This window comes from Brevibacillus sp. NPDC058079 (assembly GCF_042885155.1).
GTDB lineage: Bacteria > Bacillota > Bacilli > Brevibacillales > Brevibacillaceae > Brevibacillus.
This window is the reverse complement of record NZ_JBHVSO010000005.1, coordinates 443,894-460,830: the sequence shown is the minus strand read 5'-3', so window position 1 is coordinate 460,830 and position 16,937 is coordinate 443,894. Positions and strand designations below refer to the sequence as shown.

Annotated in this window: 21 protein-coding genes; 5 read left to right on the top strand and 16 right to left on the bottom strand. The window is 48.7% G+C overall.

Annotated features, from left to right (window positions below):
- Positions 1-13: 13 nt before the first annotated feature.
- From menC to codY, 9 genes are all read right to left on the bottom strand, one after another.
- Positions 14-1,126 (bottom strand): o-succinylbenzoate synthase, encoded by a 1,113-nt coding sequence (menC, locus tag ACFVS2_RS18020; protein ID WP_390236192.1) that lies wholly within the window; start codon positions 1,124-1,126, stop codon positions 14-16.
- Positions 1,107-2,114: an ABC transporter ATP-binding protein gene (locus ACFVS2_RS18015; RefSeq protein ID WP_390236189.1), complete on the bottom strand. Its 1,008-nt coding sequence runs from the start codon at positions 2,112-2,114 to the stop codon at positions 1,107-1,109. The genes menC and ACFVS2_RS18015 overlap by 20 nt, the downstream gene beginning before the upstream one ends.
- Complete coding sequence (locus tag ACFVS2_RS18010; protein WP_173618462.1) at positions 2,111-3,100, bottom strand: ABC transporter ATP-binding protein; 990 nt, start codon at positions 3,098-3,100, stop codon at positions 2,111-2,113. Before ACFVS2_RS18010 ends, ACFVS2_RS18015 begins: the two co-directional genes overlap by 4 nt.
- A gap of 22 nt (positions 3,101-3,122) precedes the next feature.
- Positions 3,123-3,977, bottom strand: a complete 855-nt coding sequence (locus tag ACFVS2_RS18005; RefSeq protein ID WP_173618463.1) for an ABC transporter permease — start codon at positions 3,975-3,977, stop codon at positions 3,123-3,125.
- Positions 3,978-3,992: 15 nt separating this feature from the next.
- Positions 3,993-4,913: an ABC transporter permease gene (locus ACFVS2_RS18000; RefSeq protein WP_173618464.1), complete on the bottom strand. Its 921-nt coding sequence runs from the start codon at positions 4,911-4,913 to the stop codon at positions 3,993-3,995.
- 17 nt (positions 4,914-4,930) lie between these two features.
- Positions 4,931-6,529 (bottom strand): ABC transporter substrate-binding protein, encoded by a 1,599-nt coding sequence (locus ACFVS2_RS17995; protein ID WP_390236185.1) that lies wholly within the window; start codon positions 6,527-6,529, stop codon positions 4,931-4,933.
- A 25-nt stretch (positions 6,530-6,554) separates the two neighbouring features.
- A complete protein-coding gene (locus tag ACFVS2_RS17990) occupies positions 6,555-7,433 on the bottom strand; it encodes a MurR/RpiR family transcriptional regulator (RefSeq protein WP_173618466.1) in 879 nt (292 codons plus the stop codon).
- Entirely contained in the window at positions 7,434-8,927 is a 1,494-nt protein-coding gene (locus tag ACFVS2_RS17985) for a M81 family metallopeptidase (protein ID WP_390236183.1), read from the bottom strand.
- Between the two features lie 203 nt (positions 8,928-9,130).
- The gene (gene codY, locus ACFVS2_RS17980; RefSeq protein WP_390236180.1) at positions 9,131-9,907 is read right to left on the bottom strand and encodes a GTP-sensing pleiotropic transcriptional regulator CodY; all 777 of its coding nucleotides are present in this window, start codon (positions 9,905-9,907) and stop codon (positions 9,131-9,133) included.
- A gap of 188 nt (positions 9,908-10,095) precedes the next feature.
- On the opposite strand from codY, the gene yjcZ reads away from it, so the two are divergent.
- Positions 10,096-10,185, top strand: coding sequence for a sporulation protein YjcZ (yjcZ, locus tag ACFVS2_RS17975; protein ID WP_007720887.1), 90 nt, complete (start codon positions 10,096-10,098; stop codon positions 10,183-10,185).
- A 70-nt stretch (positions 10,186-10,255) separates the two neighbouring features.
- Here the strand turns inward: yjcZ and ACFVS2_RS17970 are convergent, their stop codons facing one another.
- The 5 genes from ACFVS2_RS17970 to ACFVS2_RS17950 all read right to left on the bottom strand — a co-directional run bounded on the left by ACFVS2_RS17970 (position 10,256) and on the right by ACFVS2_RS17950 (position 12,459).
- A complete protein-coding gene (locus ACFVS2_RS17970) occupies positions 10,256-11,032 on the bottom strand; it encodes a sporulation protein (protein WP_007720888.1) in 777 nt (258 codons plus the stop codon).
- A gap of 56 nt (positions 11,033-11,088) precedes the next feature.
- A complete protein-coding gene (locus tag ACFVS2_RS17965; RefSeq protein WP_173618469.1) occupies positions 11,089-11,634 on the bottom strand; it encodes a sporulation membrane protein YtrI in 546 nt (181 codons plus the stop codon).
- On the bottom strand, positions 11,631-11,942 hold the full coding sequence (locus tag ACFVS2_RS17960; protein WP_007720892.1) for a YtrH family sporulation protein: 312 nt from the start codon (positions 11,940-11,942) through the stop codon (positions 11,631-11,633). The genes ACFVS2_RS17965 and ACFVS2_RS17960 overlap by 4 nt, the downstream gene beginning before the upstream one ends.
- 132 nt (positions 11,943-12,074) lie before the next feature.
- Complete coding sequence (locus ACFVS2_RS17955) at positions 12,075-12,299, bottom strand: hypothetical protein (protein WP_173618470.1); 225 nt, start codon at positions 12,297-12,299, stop codon at positions 12,075-12,077.
- Between the two features lies 1 nt (position 12,300).
- Positions 12,301-12,459, bottom strand: a complete 159-nt coding sequence (locus ACFVS2_RS17950; protein WP_390236175.1) for a hypothetical protein — start codon at positions 12,457-12,459, stop codon at positions 12,301-12,303.
- A gap of 166 nt (positions 12,460-12,625) precedes the next feature.
- Between ACFVS2_RS17950 and ACFVS2_RS17945 the strand changes: the two genes are divergently transcribed.
- Genes ACFVS2_RS17945 through ACFVS2_RS17935 form a run of 3 tightly spaced genes read left to right on the top strand, consistent with a single transcriptional unit; the run spans position 12,626 to position 14,175 of the window.
- On the top strand, positions 12,626-13,873 hold the full coding sequence (locus ACFVS2_RS17945; protein WP_390236173.1) for an MFS transporter: 1,248 nt from the start codon (positions 12,626-12,628) through the stop codon (positions 13,871-13,873).
- On the top strand, positions 13,870-14,022 hold the full coding sequence (locus ACFVS2_RS17940) for a hypothetical protein (protein ID WP_390236171.1): 153 nt from the start codon (positions 13,870-13,872) through the stop codon (positions 14,020-14,022). Before ACFVS2_RS17945 ends, ACFVS2_RS17940 begins: the two co-directional genes overlap by 4 nt.
- A 15-nt stretch (positions 14,023-14,037) precedes the next feature.
- Complete coding sequence (locus ACFVS2_RS17935; RefSeq protein ID WP_173618473.1) at positions 14,038-14,175, top strand: hypothetical protein; 138 nt, start codon at positions 14,038-14,040, stop codon at positions 14,173-14,175.
- A 71-nt stretch (positions 14,176-14,246) separates the two neighbouring features.
- Here the strand turns inward: ACFVS2_RS17935 and ACFVS2_RS17930 are convergent, their stop codons facing one another.
- Positions 14,247-14,762, bottom strand: coding sequence for a hypothetical protein (locus tag ACFVS2_RS17930; protein ID WP_390236168.1), 516 nt, complete (start codon positions 14,760-14,762; stop codon positions 14,247-14,249).
- A gap of 41 nt (positions 14,763-14,803) precedes the next feature.
- The gene (locus tag ACFVS2_RS17925; RefSeq protein ID WP_390236165.1) at positions 14,804-15,883 is read right to left on the bottom strand and encodes a M42 family metallopeptidase; all 1,080 of its coding nucleotides are present in this window, start codon (positions 15,881-15,883) and stop codon (positions 14,804-14,806) included.
- 152 nt (positions 15,884-16,035) lie between these two features.
- Here ACFVS2_RS17925 and ACFVS2_RS17920 point away from each other — a divergent pair, with 152 nt between their 5' ends.
- Positions 16,036-16,875, top strand: coding sequence for a GNAT family N-acetyltransferase (locus ACFVS2_RS17920; RefSeq protein WP_390236163.1), 840 nt, complete (start codon positions 16,036-16,038; stop codon positions 16,873-16,875).
- Positions 16,876-16,937 lie beyond the last annotated feature (62 nt).

Genomic DNA, 16,937 nt, shown 5'->3' with positions numbered 1-16,937 from the left:
TTTTCATTTTTTGTTAAGGCCGGAAGTTTGCCGTACGAATCACATAATTGCCGATCGCCTTTTGGTTCAGGGTATAACCGATGCCCGGGCTATCTGGAACTGCCAATTGACCGGGAGCCATCAACTCTACACCATTCTCCACGATGTCTTCCTCCCAGTAACGGCTGGAAGCGGCTGTATCACCTGGGATTGTAAAATTTGGCAAAGAGGTAATCGCAATATTATGAGCGCGGCCTACACCCGACTCAATCATGCCTCCGCACCAAACCGGAATGTCGTGTGCCTGACACAAGTCGTGAATACGTTTGGACTCTGTTAGTCCACCGACCCTCCCCACTTTGATATTAATAATGCCGCAGCTACCTAGCTCTATCGCTTTTCTGGCATCATCCACATTGTGAATACTTTCATCGAGACAAATTGGAGTGGACAACTCCCTTTGCAGCTTGGCATGATCAATAATGTCATCATGGGCGAGTGGTTGTTCGATCATCATCAGCCCATATTGATCTAGCTCCTTCATCACATCCAAATGTTCCATCGTGTAAGCGGAGTTCGCATCCGCCATGAGCGGGACACCCTCGCCAAAGCGTTCGCGGATTGCTCGAATCACCTCTACGTCAAAGCCTGGCTTGATCTTTACCTTGATCTTCTTGTAGCCCTCACCGAGATGGCGCTCTACTTTTGCCAAAACTTGATCGACAGTCGGTTCAATACCGATGCTGATCCCTACATCGATGACAGATTTCTCGCCCCCTAATGCTTTGGCGAGTGAGATTCCTTTTTGCTTGCTGTGGAGATCCCAGATCGCGCCTTCTAAAGCAGCCTTCGCCATGTTATTGCGGCGAATGGGAGCAAACAGCCGATCCACATCCTCCGGGGTCTCGATTTCACTCGTGAACAGCTTCGGTATCATAAACTTTTCCATCATGTGCCATGCTGTCTCTGTCGTTTCTTCACTATAATAAGGAGCCGACATTGCCACACTTTCTGCGTGCCCTACCTCTCCCTCTCCATACACACTGACCAGAATGAGCTCCTTGATGGTCGTATGTCCAAAACTCGTTTCGAAACGGAAACGAAGTGGCATGTGTAGTTGCTGCAATTCAATTCGTTCGATTTTCAATGTACTTCATCCCTTCTGTTCCATATAAATGACAAGCAACATAATGTTGTGGTGAAGCAAGTGTAGCGACAGGACGCACTGTGCGGCAAACATCCGTAGCATATGAGCACCTGGTATGAAACGCACATCCAACAGGAACATTCGCTGGAGAGGGAACATCCCCGGAAAGAACGATTCTCTCCTTCTTCCGAAACGGATTGGCTTTGGGAACCGCTGACATGAGCGCTTCTGTGTACGGATGTAACGGGCGCGTAAACAAATCCTTTTTGCTGGCGATTTCGACGATTCGTCCGAGATACATTACCGCAATTCGGTCGCTGATGTGGCGAACGACACCTAGATCGTGTGAAATAAACAAATAGCTCAAGCCTAGCCGTTGCTGCAAATCCTGCAAAAGATTCACGATCTGCGCCTGGATGGAAACGTCAAGTGCTGAAACCGGCTCATCTGCTACGATCAATGAAGGTTCTACCGCCAGTGCTCGAGCGATCCCGATCCGCTGCCGTTGCCCCCCGCTAAACTCATGGGGAAAGCGCGTAGCGTATTGCGTATTCAGTCCGACCATCTGAAGCAGTTCTTTTACTTGATCGCGCCTTTCTTTCGCAGACATCTGCGGATCTTTGACGCCTAACGCTTCCTCCAAAGTCCCTTGCACGGTCATCCGTGGATTTAACGACGCATACGGGTCCTGAAACACGATTTGCATTCGTTTGCGGAGTGGACGAAAACGTGCAGCTGACATATCCAGAATGTTTTGCCCCTCAAATTCAATCGTTCCACCCGTCGGCTCAATGAGTCGCATAATGCTGCGACCAGTCGTTGACTTGCCACAACCGCTTTCTCCTACCAACCCAAGCGTTTCGCCTTTTCGCAACTGGAAAGAAACTCCATCCACTGCCTTGATCATTTCGTCGCTATTGCGAAACAGTCCTTTGCTAATGGGAAAATACGTCTTTAAATCGTTTACAGATAACAAAATATCGCTCATACCGCCATCTCCTTGTTCTCGTACAGCCAGCATCGAACGGCCTGTGTGCCTGTGCCCGTTGCCTTAAGCGGCGGTTTTTCTTGGTGACATCGCTCCTCGGCCTGCGAGCAGCGGAAGCGGAATGCACACCCTTGTGTCACTTCACCCAGTAGCGGGACACTGCCTTCAATCGGATCGAGGCGCAGCTTCTCCTCCTCATCCAGATCGGGGATGCAGCGTAAAAGCCCAATCGTATACGGATGCTTCGGATTTGCAAACAGACTGGCAACGTCAGCTTCCTCTACGATCTCCCCGTAGTACATGACAAGGACACGATCAGCCATTTCAGCTACCACTCCCAAGTCATGCGTAATGAGCAGCAGGGAGGTATGGTCGTTCTCCTTCAGATCGTTCATCAGTTCTAAAATTTGCGCTTGAATGGTCACATCCAGTGCAGTCGTCGGCTCGTCCGCGATCAGTAAATCCGGGTTGCAAGCCATCGCCATTGCAATCATGACACGCTGCTTCATCCCACCTGATAGCTGATGGGGATATTCCCGCATAATGTCTTCTGCCCTCGGCACGCCCACTTTTTTGAGCATCTCAATCGCTTTTGCTTGGCGTTCTTTTTTTGATAAATCGGTATGCAGCTGATACACTTCCTCCAGTTGTCGGCCGATCGTATGAACAGGATTGAGTGACGTCATCGGTTCCTGAAAAATCATCGCGATATCTTTTCCGCGAATGTTGCGAAGTTCGCTGGCACTCAACTGGTTCAATAAGGTATCACGAAACCGAATACTTCCCTCCATCTGCGCATTCGCCCGGGACAAGAGCCCCATGATCGCCAAGGACGTCACGCTTTTTCCACAGCCAGACTCGCCTACCAGTGCGACCGTCTCACCTTTTTTCAGTTGAAAAGAAATGCCTTGCAGCGCTGGCAGCTCGCCCTTATCCGTCTTAAACTGTAAGCGTAAATCAATTACTTCCAAGAGTACCTCTTTCATCAGCTCGTGCCCCCTTCATCCATTACCTCGTTTTCGGGTCGAATGCATCCCGTAATCCGTCACCTAACAGATTGAAGCCAAGGACAACCAGCATGATGGCCATTCCAGGAAAAATGGACATCCACCAAGCCTGACTCAAGAATGCCTTACCGACAAAAACCATGGCTCCCCACTCTGGCATCGGCGGTTGGGCACCCAGTCCGAGAAAGCTCAAGGCAGCTGCCGCCAAAATACTCACACCGAATTGAATGGTGGAAAGCACGATGATCGGGGAGAGAATATTGGGTAAAATATGCTTCAGCAAAATCTGCCAGTCCCTGATCCCCAGAGCGCGAACAGCCTCAATGTACTCTTTTTCCCTTATGGATAAGACCGCAGAGCGAACGACCCGCACATAGGACGGAATAACGGCAATGACTACCGCGATCATGGCATTCGTTAACCCAGGACCCAAGACCGCAATGACAGCGATCGCCAGAAGCAGTGCCGGAAGTGACATGAGAATATCCATGCCCTGCATGATAAACAGATCCACACGACGATAATAGCCAGCGATAATACCGAGCGTTACACCTATCAAGGTAGAAAGTACAACCGTTATCAAACCCATCAGCAAAGAAATTCGCCCCCCGTGCAACAAACGGGAAAAAATATCTCTGCCGAAATCATCCGTTCCGAGAAGATGTGTCAGACTCGGAGCACTTAATCGGCTGTTAAAGTTCATTTGTTCGACAGGATGAGGGGCAACGACTGGAGCAAGAAGCGATCCCAGTGTAAAGACGATCAGGATGACCACACCCGCCATTGCTGTCTTATTGCGTCTCAGCCGTTTGCCCATCCCTCCCCAATACGACTCCGGACGATTACTGTTCACCATTCATCCGCTCCTTCCTTAGTCGAAATGGATTCGCGGATCAATCCGGCTGTAAATGAGATCCACGATCAAATTGGTTAAGGCAAAAATCAACGCCATGAAAAACACCATGCCCTGTATAGTCGGCATATCCCGTTTACTGATCGCCTCAATCGCCAGGCTTCCGATCCCTTGCAGCGAAAACACGGTTTCCACCACCACAGCTCCAGCCATGAGCGCACCGAACTGCAAGCCTAACATCGTGACAACAGGAATAATGGCATTCGGCAGACCGTGGCTCAAAATGATTCGGAAAAGCGCCGCCCCCTTGGCCTCGGCTGTCCGCATGTAATCCTGCTTGATGACTTCCAGCATGCTGGAGCGGGTCATACGGGCGATCATCCCCGCTTCCGCCATTCCCAAGGTGATCGCCGGCAGTAGCAGGGAGTGAATCCCCTCATAGCCGGAAATCGGAAACAAGGCTAGCTTGTAAGCAAAAATCCAGATGAGAAATAAGGCAATCCAGAAGCCGGGTGCCGAAATACCGAGTAATGAGGTAAGCACCACAAGCCGATCGATGATGGTGTTTTGCTTGACGGCAGCAATCGTGCCTAACAAAATACCGAATATTGCAGCAATGATTACACTAAGGATGGCAAGCTGCATGGTGATCGGGAAACGGTTCATAATCTGATCCCATACCTTTTCGCCAGTGAATAACGATGTTCCCAAATCGCCAGCGAACAGGTTTCCGACAAACCGCATGTATTGCTGCCACAGTGGTTGATCAAGACCAAGCTTCGCTCTCATTTGACTGATGGCCTCTGGTGTTGCAAACTGTCCGAGTATTTGTGTTGCGGGATCGCCCGGAATGAGGTGTACCATCAAGAAGATCAGGACGGATACGCCAAGCAGTGTACCCACCAGGGAAAGTAATCTTTTTATTACATATCGGCGCATGCCTTCACCTCTGTTGTCTATTTTTCAAGCGTGACATCATGCAACGTAATGCCTTGCGTGTACGGATTGACCGTAAAGCCTTTGACACCACGTGTCGCTATCACCGTCTCGCTCACCCATAACGGAACCCACGGCATGTCATTCACCAAAATCTCCTGTGCATCTTCGTAAATCTTGAGACGCGCCTGCTCATTCATTTCCAAACGTCCTTTGTTCAGTAAAACATCCAACTCAGGGTTGTTGTAATGAGTACGGCTTGTTGAATTGCTCTTTTCAAAGATGAGGTACAAAATATCCGCATCAAACCAGCCGTAGTACATCAAAGCCATGTCATACGACTTTTTCGAAATACGCTCTTTGATGGTTGTCATTTCTTGCACGCTAATTTTCATATCAATACCTGCTTCTTTCAGCTGGCTCTGCAAAATCTGCACCGCTCGCTGAAATGCTGGCTCTTGAGAGACGAGCATTTCTACAGACAACGGTTTTCCGTCCTTATCCACGATGCCATCCCCATTACTGTCCGTCCAGCCTGCTTCCGCTAGCAACTGCTTGGCTTTGCCTAAATCTCTCGTATACAACTGCTTCGCCTTGCTTTCAATCGCTTCACTGTAGCCATAAATCGTGGGTGCCAATGGACCATAGACCGGCTTGCCGAAGCCGTTCAACGCTACCTGAACAAGTGGATCGCGATCTACGGAGAGGGCTACTGCTTTGCGCAGACGGACATCTGAAAACAGTGGGTGCTTATTGTTAAAAGCGATGTATTTGTTTCCAACGTCCATCGCTTTCTCAATCTTGACTCCGGGCAGTGTCTCAAGCTCCGCAACCGAGTTCGGCGGCGCATCATACAACACATGGACCGTACCCTTTTTGAATTCCATCAGGCGCGTATCGTCGTCTTTCATAAACCGGAACATCATGCTGTCGAATTGCAGAGGACCTTTGTTGGCACTGTACTCCGGTCCCCAGTTATAATCGGGATTTTTCTTGTAGGTGAGAGAAGCACCCCGCTCGCGTTTGTCAAAGATGATCGGCCCCGTTGCAGATGGGTTATCTGCGAAGCCATCCCCTAATTCTTTTGCCTTTTTGGCGTCTAGAGGCGAGACTAATCCACCGACAATGACGTTAACAAAAGGGGCAAACGGTTGGCTAAAATGCACCTTGAGCGTATGCTCGTCTGTTGCTTCCACTTTTTCAATCGGACCTGCAAGCCCCTTCACAGGCGAAACGGCAAGCAAACGGTCAAACGAATCTTTTACGGATGCTGCCGTCATTGGATCGCCAGAGTGATAGCGGACATCTTTGCGAAGGATAAATGTCCAAACCTTGCCGTCCTGCGAGATTTCGTACTTCTCTGCCAAACGCGGATGGAGTTTGCCTGATGCATCACGGGTCAATAGAGGCTCGTATATTAAACTGTTTTCCATACTCAGCCAGCTCGTTTTGTGCATATCAAGCGAGTCTGGGTCCGTCAAGGAAGCGATGACTAATGTGTTACCTTTGGCCGACGTGTCATTCCCCGCTTGATTGGTCGGCTGTGAGGAGCAGCCTGCAATCAACGCCGTTGCCACAAATACACTCAAGGCCCCTTGCTTCCATCTGTGAATCTTCATGTCCCGTCCCCCTTATCAATTGCCTTTACACTTCTGCCCCTTCCACAAACGGGTATATTTGTCGACTTGTCTCTTCGTATTCTTTCAGTCTTTGTTGTACCTGTTCGCCATCAGCTTGAACCACACCACTGATCAAAATATTCAGCATGGAAAAGATCGCCGTCATTCCTTTTAAGGCAGTAGGAGCAGGTGCGGTGACTTTCAAAATTTGGTCGGCTACCGGCCCAATCGGAGATAGCTCATCGTCTGTAATCCCGATGATTTTGGCGCCTCTCTCTTTGGCTGCTTTTGCAAACAGGATGGTTTCACTCGTATAGCGGGGGAAGGAGAGTGCGATCACGAGCCACTCCTGATTGATCTGGGTCAACAGATAGTTGACGTCATCAACTGGCCCATTGTACAGATGCGCGTTTCCTCTGACGACATTCAGTGTAAAAGCGAGCCAATGGGCCGGAGCATAGGAGCTGCGAAACCCTACGACGAGAATGTGTTTGGCTGCCATTATACTTGTAACCGCTTGCAAAAGATGGTCCTTTTGCAGCTCCCCTAACGTTTGCCGAATATACGCTACATCCTGCTCCATGTTATAAGAAATCAGGTCTTGTTTCCCCTTCATCTCCACAGCTGCTGTACGAAAACTGCGGATGGCATCAGCTTTTGGGACTTTTTCCAATAAGGAGCTGCGAATCTCGTTCTGCAATTCGCTGTACCCGGAGTAGGCGAGAGCGTAAGATAGTCGGATGATCGTGGTTTCGCTTGTGCCGCTCAAAGCCCCGACAACTTTGGCTGGTTGCAGTGCTACGGTCTTCGGCTCGGCGAGAATGTATTTGGCTGCGAGTTTTTGTTGGTTGGTCAATTCCGGATAATGCTTGCGGATGCGCTCCTGTACGGATTCCATGATCATCTACTTCCTTGTCAATTGATGTAGGTTCCACTCGGTGGCTGGATCTAACGGATAAATCGGACGAATGGCGCGTTCGTATTTGAAGAAGCGGAAGTTGAGCGTCGTCAATCCCGGTGAATCGACGGTAATGACGCGTGCGCTGATCGGTTCGAATGATGCCCGGAAATGTGTGCTTGATTTCAAGGCCACGATCTTGTATTTGGTCACGTCAATTCCGTGCAACAGAAAAATTTGCTCATCCAGCACTTGCGATTTCACGGAGCAAACCAAGACGTCAACCCCTTCGATTTGCAAGCGAACGGATCTGCCAAAATTCTCATGACCCCCTTGCCCCATCGGTGTCGTCGCAATGAATTTTCCATCTGTCAAAGCTTTGACATAGGCTGTTACTTCAAGTGGTTCTCCATGCAAGTAGTCTGTCTTTCCACCCAGTGATAGTTGTAAGGTAGCGCCTACTCCAGCCTGATGGGCAATCTGGACCACTTCGGGATCGTAAATAAAACCAAAGCATGCATTTGTCAGCTGGGCTTCCAGCATTGCCCGCAGTAAATGCGTTCCGTCTCCGGGTGTGCCTCCGCCTGGATTATCTGAGGTCTCATTGATTACAATTGGCATCCCTTCCGTTTCCAGTGCCATTGCAATTCCCTCGGCAGGAGCAGGCATGTTCAGCTCGAATTCATCCCGCTTTTCCCAAATCAGACTGGCGACATCCTCGCTCACTTTTTTGGCGAGCTCCTGATCGTTATTCGTAACGCTCAAAACAGAGACGCCCAGCTCAGGAATGTCCGTATACGGAAATCCGTGGAAGAATGCACAGTCGATGACGCCTTCTTCCTTTTCCCACGACCAGCAGGCTTCGTTTATTTCGCGTGCAGGGGAATGATGAGTAGCTGATGTCGGAATCAATAGTGGCAGTCTGGTCAAATGCATGGTCGGCTTAATCCCTTCCGTAACCATCTTGTGCGCCAGATCGATCGCTTCAATTCCGCGTTCATAGCAATCCACATGCGGGTAGAGGTGGACACCCAGGAGCGCATCGGCTTCATCTACCATTTTTTGTGTCATGTTTGCGTGGAGGTCTAGCGTAACAATTAAGGGAATGTCGTAACCGACCAACTGACGCACTGACGCCAGAATGTCGCCTTCCAGGTCATCCATTCCTTCTACGACCCCCGCTCCGTGAAGCCCTAGACAAATGGCATCTGCACCTTCTGTCGCAGCAATCGTGTCAAGAAGCTCCTTTTTAATCCGGTCATACGCTTCTCGCAAAATCGTCCCCGCTGGATACGTAAAGGTGAGAAAGGTCGGCAGTAGCTCGATGCCCAGCTCTTCGGCGCGATCCACCATCCCACCCGGAAAGTTGCGAACGCCCCGATTGCGATTCACAATTGTTTCATGATAATCCCACTCATAGCTTTGAAACATCTCGAGCGTCGTGGGCACATTGGAAAACGTATTCGTTTCATGCGCAATCCCACCAATAATCACCTTCATTCTTAGACCCTCCATTCGATTTTGAAGTATGAACTTTAATTTTTGAATTTTTTGAAGTTTAAACCTTTGTGGACATTATAAAGGGAAGAAAATCATTTATTCAATCGCTAAATTATGAACGTTTTATCGATTCTGCTATACTTGTTGATTCATAAATAAAAGCCCTCCCTTTACAGGGAGAGCTTCTGTGTAGCTCGTGCCATTTATGAGGTTTTCCATTTCGCCAATTCAGATGGGAACTTGTCATTCAGTACTTTGATATAGGTACCCTTCATCCCTAACGAACGGGATTCCAGCACACCCGCGCTTGCCAGCTTGCGGAGAGCGTTCACGATGACAGAACGTGTCAGACCTGCTTGATCTGCCAGTTGACTAGCTACCAGCAAGCCTTCGCGTGCATCCAATTGCTCCATAATTTTTTCAATCGCGATCTGTTCACTGTAGGACAACGAAGAGAGTGCGATTTTGGCAAATGTTTTGTCACGCACTTCATTTTCAATTTGTTCTGTGCGCTGACGAACGATTTTCATACCGATCACGGTAGCACCGATCTCGCCCAAAATCAGATCCTCTGTTTCAAACTGACCGTAAGCACGCAGCAGAACTAGTGTGCCAAGACGGCTTCCCCCTGCATTGATAGGAATAATCGTCGTCATCATTTGTGGGAAGATCGAATTCAACTCTTTTGGAACCAGGCTGTACGGACTGGTGATCGGCTCGTTCGCCAAGGTTTGTGTAACTTCCAGCAGCTTTTGATGTACACCTTCCTGCAGCTGCGTCGATGAACGTCCTTCTTCTTGCAGGGAAATTTCCTGATTCATTCCACTTCCCAGGATCGTGCCATCTGCGGTAATGATGTAAACATTTGCAGAAATTACTTCAGATAAAAGCCTTGCGAGATCTTGGAAGCCTACTCCGCTACCACCCATTGTTTTTTGAAGCATCACATTAATTTTTCTCGTTTTTTCTAACAAATTCATAATAATATCCTCCTCTGGATTCTTCATGCTCACAGTATTGTCAGAAAAATCCAGCCCTATACATGCAAATCGAAAAATTAAAAAGAGAGTTGTGTACAGGAATTTAGGTAGAAGCCCCGACACCGATTCATAGATCAATGACTATTCTATAGGGAATTGACTACATCTTGCGGGTGGGAGGAAAATCGATGAGCTTGTTTAACGGCGGCTTTAATGGGATTGCGCTAATTCTTGTCTTGTTCGTTCTGTTGACTATCGTAGGCGTTGGCGATGATTAAGACCTCCATAAAGAAAAAAGGCTGACAGAGTGGTCACTTTCACTCCGTCAGGCCTTTTTTGTATTATTCTCTAGCGAAGCTGCTGCTTAATGAGCGCTTCAATCGCTTCTGCAATGACATGCGTATGTTTGTTCACATCTGCATTCGTTAAGCGGAAACGGATATAGCGTTCGTCGAGATTAAATGCTTCTTCAAATGCTCCCATAAAGCCTCGCGCACGTTTATCCAGTTCCAATAAAACTTCCAATTCGCCATCGCGAAGGTAGAAGACTACTTCGAGCTCCTCCAATTGGCTACGGTATGGCCCTGTTGGACGGAATTCAAATTCCTGTACAAACGGATGATTGCGACCTAGGTGGCGATTGTATTCGCAGTCTACCTTATACAGCTGGAATCCGATCTGTTGAACGGCATCCAACACTTTGGACATTAACGGATGTGGGCGAACCTCAATGAAATCGGAATCCCCCGGGTCAATCGCATTTTTAATATCGAGACCTGTCCGTAGGTAAACGGGTTGACGCCCCATCGTCAATGGTGTCTCATACGGCAATTGAAAAGCGAATGGCAAAACGGTTTCTTCTTTCGGTTTCAATTGTACCCGCTCAGACAGACGATATTTTACAAGTGTGCATTCTTCCTTCGTCTTAGAGTCGTTGACTTCTCTTTCATAGTGTGTAACGACATACATGTAGATTTCGTCGATTTCCTGGGCGACATCTCCTCCCTTGATATGGACCTCACCTCTGACCATATCTCCGGGAATGAGTGAATCCTGCTCAAGACGTGCATCTACTTGCGCAGAGCCAATACCTACACTAGCCAACAATTTTTTGAACATGGACATGTGTTCGCCTCTCCTTTATACCGACCCAGACCTACATGATCTGGCTATCAGATATTCTATATTGAAATATACGGCGGAAGAAATAGAAAGTTTCGCGCAATCTTTTGCCAAACATCATCGGGTATAACGTCCGCTGTCACGAACACATGCAGCGTTCTACTGATTACGACCGTTTTGATTCGTACCTCCACTGTCGTTCGATCAGACAAAATGTATTCGCGGCGTCGCAGCATTTCATGCAAGACCTGATGGACCTCCGCAACCTGCTCAACCTTCTTCCCTTTTAACGAAGCGAGGTCCTTTTCCACGCGATCGACTACTTGTACCACAATAGTGGCATGAAGTGGCTGCTTCTGATCCGCAGTGAGTACAGAAGCACGTACGTCTTCGATGACGGCCTCTTGCTTTTTGCGATAGACCCGCTGATTTTGCTTCAGCTCTAGATTTTCCTCGTACAGTTTTTTGTTTTGCAGCTCCAAGCTTTTTTTGATCAGCATCATCTGTTCCATTTCGCGTCCGTATGTAAATAAAATCACGGTTCCGCCCAACACGCACCCCATGAGCAAAAGAGCGAGGTAACGTTTCCAAAGAATCACCTTCATGAGCGCACCTGTACCAGCCAATGCACACAAATCGTTCCGATATGGGCACCCAAGAATGCGACGACGATCATCACAAGCTGTTTAAAGACAGGTGTCAAATTTCCCATCAGTATTTTTTCGATCTGCAAAAACGAATCAAAAGTTCCGCCCAATGCCCCAACCAATCCCCATATTTTGAGCTGGTCAGCCAATTGGGCCATGGATAACAGCGGAGGCTTTTCTGTGAGAAATGCGCCCACCCCACCTGAAAGAGCACCGCCAACCACAATGCCATAAGCCACAAAAAACGTCAAAATGACTTGTGCCATGTTGTGCTTCATCCTTTCTTCGAACAAGCAGCATATGCTTATCCCTACGCTCGTCATCCCGGTTTTATAACAGGACTCGTCAGCGTTCACAATAAAAAGCGGCATGCTCTATTTGGCAGCATGCCGGATCAGTCAGCGTTGGTTCCTTCTCCATTTTTTCAGTTTCTTTTCAATGCGCGGTGAGTTCATGATCATGAGATCTGTAAACAAGTTGACCATTTTCGGATTTCGCAGCATCTGGTTAAAAACCTCTGGATTTTGCTTGAACCATTGCTCATTGGCACGAATCCATTTCTTGAAAGCGTCGTTTGATTTGTAATAGTGATTCAATTGCCGAACCGGCCTATATCCACTCATCTTAATCTATCCCTTCGTCAAAAAATATAACGAGGAGAAAAACGATCACGATGATCCAGATGATCACTTCGAAACCTTCCTCGTTGAAAAAACCAAATCCTCTCACGTCAGATCCCCCCTTCATCCTGCCGCGCTCCTCGCACCATTCCATACCGCCCATGGTACCTTTCCCTATAGGTATATGTGGTTGCACGCTTGTTGGATTGGACACTTGCCTGCCTTCAAATCGATTTTGTGTGCTTGCCTACTTTGTTGTGAAAAATGACGCATAGGGACACTCCTTTTCCACTCATACTAGAAAGGAATGAATCAAAGAGGAGACGAACATGACAGCCTCTACTGGATCTCTGTTACGAAACAAGCCTTACTTGCTGTTACTGACAGTCGTCTTTTTCATGCATATGGCCTCTTACCTGGTCATTCCCGTCTTCCCAGTCTTTTTACAAAAGGTACGGGTTCTTTCTCTCTCCCAAGTCGGCATCATTTTGGCAGCGGGAAGCATCACATACCAAATCGGAAGCTTGGCAGGCGGCTTGATGTCAGATCGCTGGGGCAGACGCTCCATCCTAGCCTTGGGGGCATTCCTTCAAGGTTGTGCCATGGCAGGCTATCACTTCAGCCATTCCTATGGTCTCTTCTTGTTATTCTCCTCTGTCAACGGTTTGGGTCTTGGTCTGCTCGCTCCTACCATTAAAGCCATGATCGCGGATGAAGTGGATGAGAGCCAAAGAACCGCTGCCTTCTCGTGGAGAGGGATACTCGCTCATAGTGGGATCATTGTCGCAGGCTTGATCATTACGTGGATGACTGCGGGTGGGAAACAGCCGTTTCTCGTAGCTGCCTTTGTATATGGAGCACTTGCTGTCTTTTCCCGCTTCATCCTTCCCGATGATCGCTGTGTGGGAACTGATTGCAAGCAAACGCCGATCAAGGAATATCGTCACATCTTAACCCATCGCAGCTTTCTGCTTTTTTCCGTGATCTCGCTCTTAATCTGGGCGGTCTACGCTCAATTCGCCCTGATCCTGCCGCTGCGGGGAGAGCATGTCCTGCATTCTGCTACGATGATTGGTCTCATTTGGACGATCAACTCGCTCAGTGTCGTCATCTTGCAAGGGTTGATCTCACGCTTTGTTCTACAGCGTATCAATCCGTACTTGTCTGTCACGATGGGAACGATCTTGTTGGGTGCAGGGCTTACACTCATGGGATGGGCGAACCACTTCCTCACACTGTGCGGGGCTGCGATACTTTTCATTTTGGGTGAGATGCTGTTTATGCCGATGCTGGACAGTCTCGTCACTCATTTCGCAAAAGAAGAATGGCTGGGAGCGTACTTTGGCTTTTCCAATTTCGTATCTGGTCTTGGGACGGCTCTTGGGACGGGATTGGGTGGAGCGATGGTTGAAAAGCTAGGGGGAGTCGGCAGCAAATATCCGTGGATTGGCTATGGAGTGATTACGCTGTTTTTGGCGGCCATTCTTGGTCTGTTTGCCGTATACGCAATTCCTCGCCACAAAAACGCTGTACCTGACTCGCCCTTAAAAAATCGCAGAAAGGAAGGGGCCACATGAACGCAGAGGAACACGCACAGCATCAACCCGAAAAGCAAATGGAAGTGCTTAGCCGAGTACCGCTTACCTCCCTATTCATCCAATTGGAGGACCATGTATCTTCCCGCATTCGTCAAAAAACAAATTCGCCTTGGCAACCATGGCTTTGAGAAAGGGGTAGTTATATGACCAAGCAAAACAAGGATTCCTCTGTACAGCAAAATCGACCAGACGAGCGCAATCGCCAGCCCAAAAGCGTTCAAAACGATGCACCGGGCTATGGAGACAAAAAACTGGAGGGTCCAAATCGTCCTTCCACCTAAGCTTCAGGCAATCAATAAAAAAAGTCATTTTGCGCCTTCATACAAGGGCAAAATGACTTTTTTCGTTTCATTTACGCAATCGGTACGAGCTTGTATGGCAAAGAAAATGCTTCCAATCCGTCCAAAAATGCTTGGCGAGACTTTTCATCAGGCACAATCAGTTGGAGATAGCGTGTGAAATAAAACACGATGCGATCTTCTTTGCCCTCTTTCAAGCGATAGTGTGACAGCTGTGCGATATCCGTCAAGTTGTAGAAGTATTCATAGTGCTCCTGTGTAAAAGGCGCTTGAAAGATCCGGCTGACGACTACATCATTGCTCAGATTTTCCCGCATGTTCTCTTTTGTTGCCCCGAGAAAACGAAGCAGCTCCCCGGCACGCTTCGCCCCGACCTTTTCCACCAGTATGCTGTCGTTGTACTCCACTTCCAGATCGGTCAAGTTGTTCTGAACCGCTGCAAGCATTGCCATCAACACCTTGCGCACTGCCAGATTCTCCGTAGCGAATTGATTGTCAAACACATTAAATTCAAAGGACGTAGCTTCGCCCTGTCGCCGTGTATACAATATGATCCCGTTCAAAAGCACTCCTCCACTTTCTCTTTCCTCGAGGATATTCTCCAGACCATTTATCTAGGCAAAATGGATTCCCACGTCGCACGGTCCAGCTTGCGAATGACACTGAACAGCAGACGCTTAGCTGCCTCGTAATCCTCGCGATCGATGATCGAAGCATGGCTGTGAATGTAACGGGAAGGAATTCCAATTACGGCAGACGGCACTCCCTTGCCATGGTACTGAACGACACCTGCATCTGTCCCGCCTTTTGCCACATAAATCTGGTACGGAATGTTCTCTTCTTCGCACGTGGAGATAAGAAGCTCACGCAATCCTACCGGCATGACGTACATTGGATCGTAGATGCGCATCAAAAGTCCACCGCCGAGCTTGCCGCCGTCATCTTTTACACCTGGTATGTCTGTGGCTGGACTCGCATCCAAGGCCAAGAACAAATCCGGATCGATGGACGCAGCCGCAGTTTTCGCGCCGCGCTGTCCGGACAATTCTTCCTGTACAGTGGCTCCTACGTAGACGACATTCGGATGATCGGGTTTTTCGTGCAGCTCTTTTGCGAGCTCCACTGCCAAACTGCAACCATAGCGATTATCCCATGCTTTAGCCATGATGCGGCGCGGATTGGCCATGACCTGCAACGGGCAAACCGGAACGATTTGCTGGCCAGCCCGTATCCCTACCTGTTCTGCTTCCTCACGTGAATCCACGCCGATATCAATGTACATGTTGCGTACATCCATCGGCCGATTGCGCTGATCGTCGCTCAAGACATGCGGCGGGATCGAGCTGATTACGCCTTCGACTGGTCCATTGTCCGTAATAATTTGTACACGTTGCGCGAGCAGGACCTGCCCCCACCAGCCTCCCAACGTCTGAAATGAAATAAATCCTTTATCAGAAGTTCGGGTGACCATGAAGCCCACTTCGTCCATGTGACCCGCTACCATAATTTTCGGACCGTTCTCGTCACCACGCATAACGCCAAAAATACTGCCCAAATTGTCGTACATGAGTTCACTCGTATAGCTGCTTATGTATTCCCGCATAATCTCGCGTACCGGACCTTCGAAACCAGGCGCTCCTGGTGCCTGCGTCAAACGGTTCCACAGTTCAACTTGAAATTTATTTTCCATCGCCAAAAATCCTCCTCGACCCTAGTTTCATGCCTATTATCCCTCTCTATTATCAGCGAGAGAGAATTCAGACGCAACTACTCCCAAGCAGGAATGCAAGAGCTTGTCCCGAATGAAGAAAAAACACGAATCGTTTGAGGAGGAAAACGTAGATGGCAATCACGTTACGAAAGTTGGCCAAATTCAGTGAGATTGAGCAATTAGAAGCAATGGAGGGGAAAATATGGGACCCTTCTAGTGCGATTCCCCACCATATGACACTCACCATGCAAAAGTTTGGCGGTCTGTTTTTAGGGGCATTCGATGGCGAGGAAATGATCGGCTTTTTGTACAGCTTCCCGGGCTTCACCAACGGAGAACCCCATCTTTGTTCGCACATGCTCGGCTTTTTGCCTGAGTATCGCAAGCAAGGGCTGGGCGTACAAATGAAATGGCTGCAAAAAGATGAAGCGGCCGCTGCGGGCTATTCCAAAATCACATGGACGTACGATCCGCTTGAGACTGTAAACGGTGTTCTGAACATCGCCAAGCTGGGAGGTATCGTTCGAACATATTTGCCAAACTGCTACGGACAGCTTGATGACGACTTCAATCGTGGACTGCCGACAGACCGTTTCCTCGTGGAATGGTTTATCGGAAGCAATCGTGTGGAATCACGTCAGGCAGGGAAGAACTCTACTCCCTCTTTTGAACAGGCGCCAGACCTGTTGCGTCTAGAACTCAAGGATGGTATCCCACATCCCATCGAAATAGATTTGTCACGCGAAGAGCCTATGGTGTTGCTCCCTGTCCCTGCCTTCTTCCAAGATGTAAAGCGAACAGATATGGGCGTCGCTTCCTTGTGGAGAGAGATGACGTGCGAATTGTTCGCGGCTTATTTTGCCAAAGGATATGTCGTCACAAATATCCTCCGTGATCAAACCACTGTTCGTTACGTCTTAGAAAAGCAGCCGTTGACTGATATTTTAGGTGCCTCGTCCTCTCTATCCTAGCTAGAATTGCGCGACGGGTGGGCGGTATGTGGTAAAATGAGTGTTGCCCAACCCTACACAAC

What these genes read in the sequence shown, in the direction of transcription:
- ACFVS2_RS17995 (WP_390236185.1), bottom strand. Translation starts at nt 6,529, where the DNA reads ATGAAGATTCACAGATGGAAGCAAGGGGCCTTGAGTGTATTTGTGGCA.
- ACFVS2_RS18015 (WP_390236189.1), bottom strand. Translation starts at nt 2,114, where the DNA reads ATGAGCGATATTTTGTTATCTGTAAACGATTTAAAGACGTATTTTCCC.
- ACFVS2_RS17920 (WP_390236163.1), top strand. Translation starts at nt 16,036, where the DNA reads ATGGCAATCACGTTACGAAAGTTGGCCAAATTCAGTGAGATTGAGCAA.
- ACFVS2_RS17945 (WP_390236173.1), top strand. Translation starts at nt 12,626, where the DNA reads ATGACAGCCTCTACTGGATCTCTGTTACGAAACAAGCCTTACTTGCTG.
- yjcZ (WP_007720887.1), top strand. Translation starts at nt 10,096, where the DNA reads ATGAGCTTGTTTAACGGCGGCTTTAATGGGATTGCGCTAATTCTTGTC.
- ACFVS2_RS17985 (WP_390236183.1), bottom strand. Translation starts at nt 8,927, where the DNA reads ATGAAGGTGATTATTGGTGGGATTGCGCATGAAACGAATACGTTTTCC.
- ACFVS2_RS17970 (WP_007720888.1), bottom strand. Translation starts at nt 11,032, where the DNA reads ATGTCCATGTTCAAAAAATTGTTGGCTAGTGTAGGTATTGGCTCTGCG.
- codY (WP_390236180.1), bottom strand. Translation starts at nt 9,907, where the DNA reads ATGAATTTGTTAGAAAAAACGAGAAAAATTAATGTGATGCTTCAAAAA.
- ACFVS2_RS17990 (WP_173618466.1), bottom strand. Translation starts at nt 7,433, where the DNA reads ATGATCATGGAATCCGTACAGGAGCGCATCCGCAAGCATTATCCGGAA.
- ACFVS2_RS17950 (WP_390236175.1), bottom strand. Translation starts at nt 12,459, where the DNA reads ATGGGCGGTATGGAATGGTGCGAGGAGCGCGGCAGGATGAAGGGGGGA.
- ACFVS2_RS17955 (WP_173618470.1), bottom strand. Translation starts at nt 12,299, where the DNA reads ATGAGTGGATATAGGCCGGTTCGGCAATTGAATCACTATTACAAATCA.
- ACFVS2_RS17965 (WP_173618469.1), bottom strand. Translation starts at nt 11,634, where the DNA reads ATGAAGGTGATTCTTTGGAAACGTTACCTCGCTCTTTTGCTCATGGGG.
- ACFVS2_RS18010 (WP_173618462.1), bottom strand. Translation starts at nt 3,100, where the DNA reads ATGAAAGAGGTACTCTTGGAAGTAATTGATTTACGCTTACAGTTTAAG.
- ACFVS2_RS17960 (WP_007720892.1), bottom strand. Translation starts at nt 11,942, where the DNA reads ATGGCACAAGTCATTTTGACGTTTTTTGTGGCTTATGGCATTGTGGTT.
- ACFVS2_RS17925 (WP_390236165.1), bottom strand. Translation starts at nt 15,883, where the DNA reads ATGGAAAATAAATTTCAAGTTGAACTGTGGAACCGTTTGACGCAGGCA.
- ACFVS2_RS18005 (WP_173618463.1), bottom strand. Translation starts at nt 3,977, where the DNA reads ATGGTGAACAGTAATCGTCCGGAGTCGTATTGGGGAGGGATGGGCAAA.
- ACFVS2_RS17940 (WP_390236171.1), top strand. Translation starts at nt 13,870, where the DNA reads ATGAACGCAGAGGAACACGCACAGCATCAACCCGAAAAGCAAATGGAA.
- ACFVS2_RS18000 (WP_173618464.1), bottom strand. Translation starts at nt 4,913, where the DNA reads ATGCGCCGATATGTAATAAAAAGATTACTTTCCCTGGTGGGTACACTG.
- ACFVS2_RS17935 (WP_173618473.1), top strand. Translation starts at nt 14,038, where the DNA reads ATGACCAAGCAAAACAAGGATTCCTCTGTACAGCAAAATCGACCAGAC.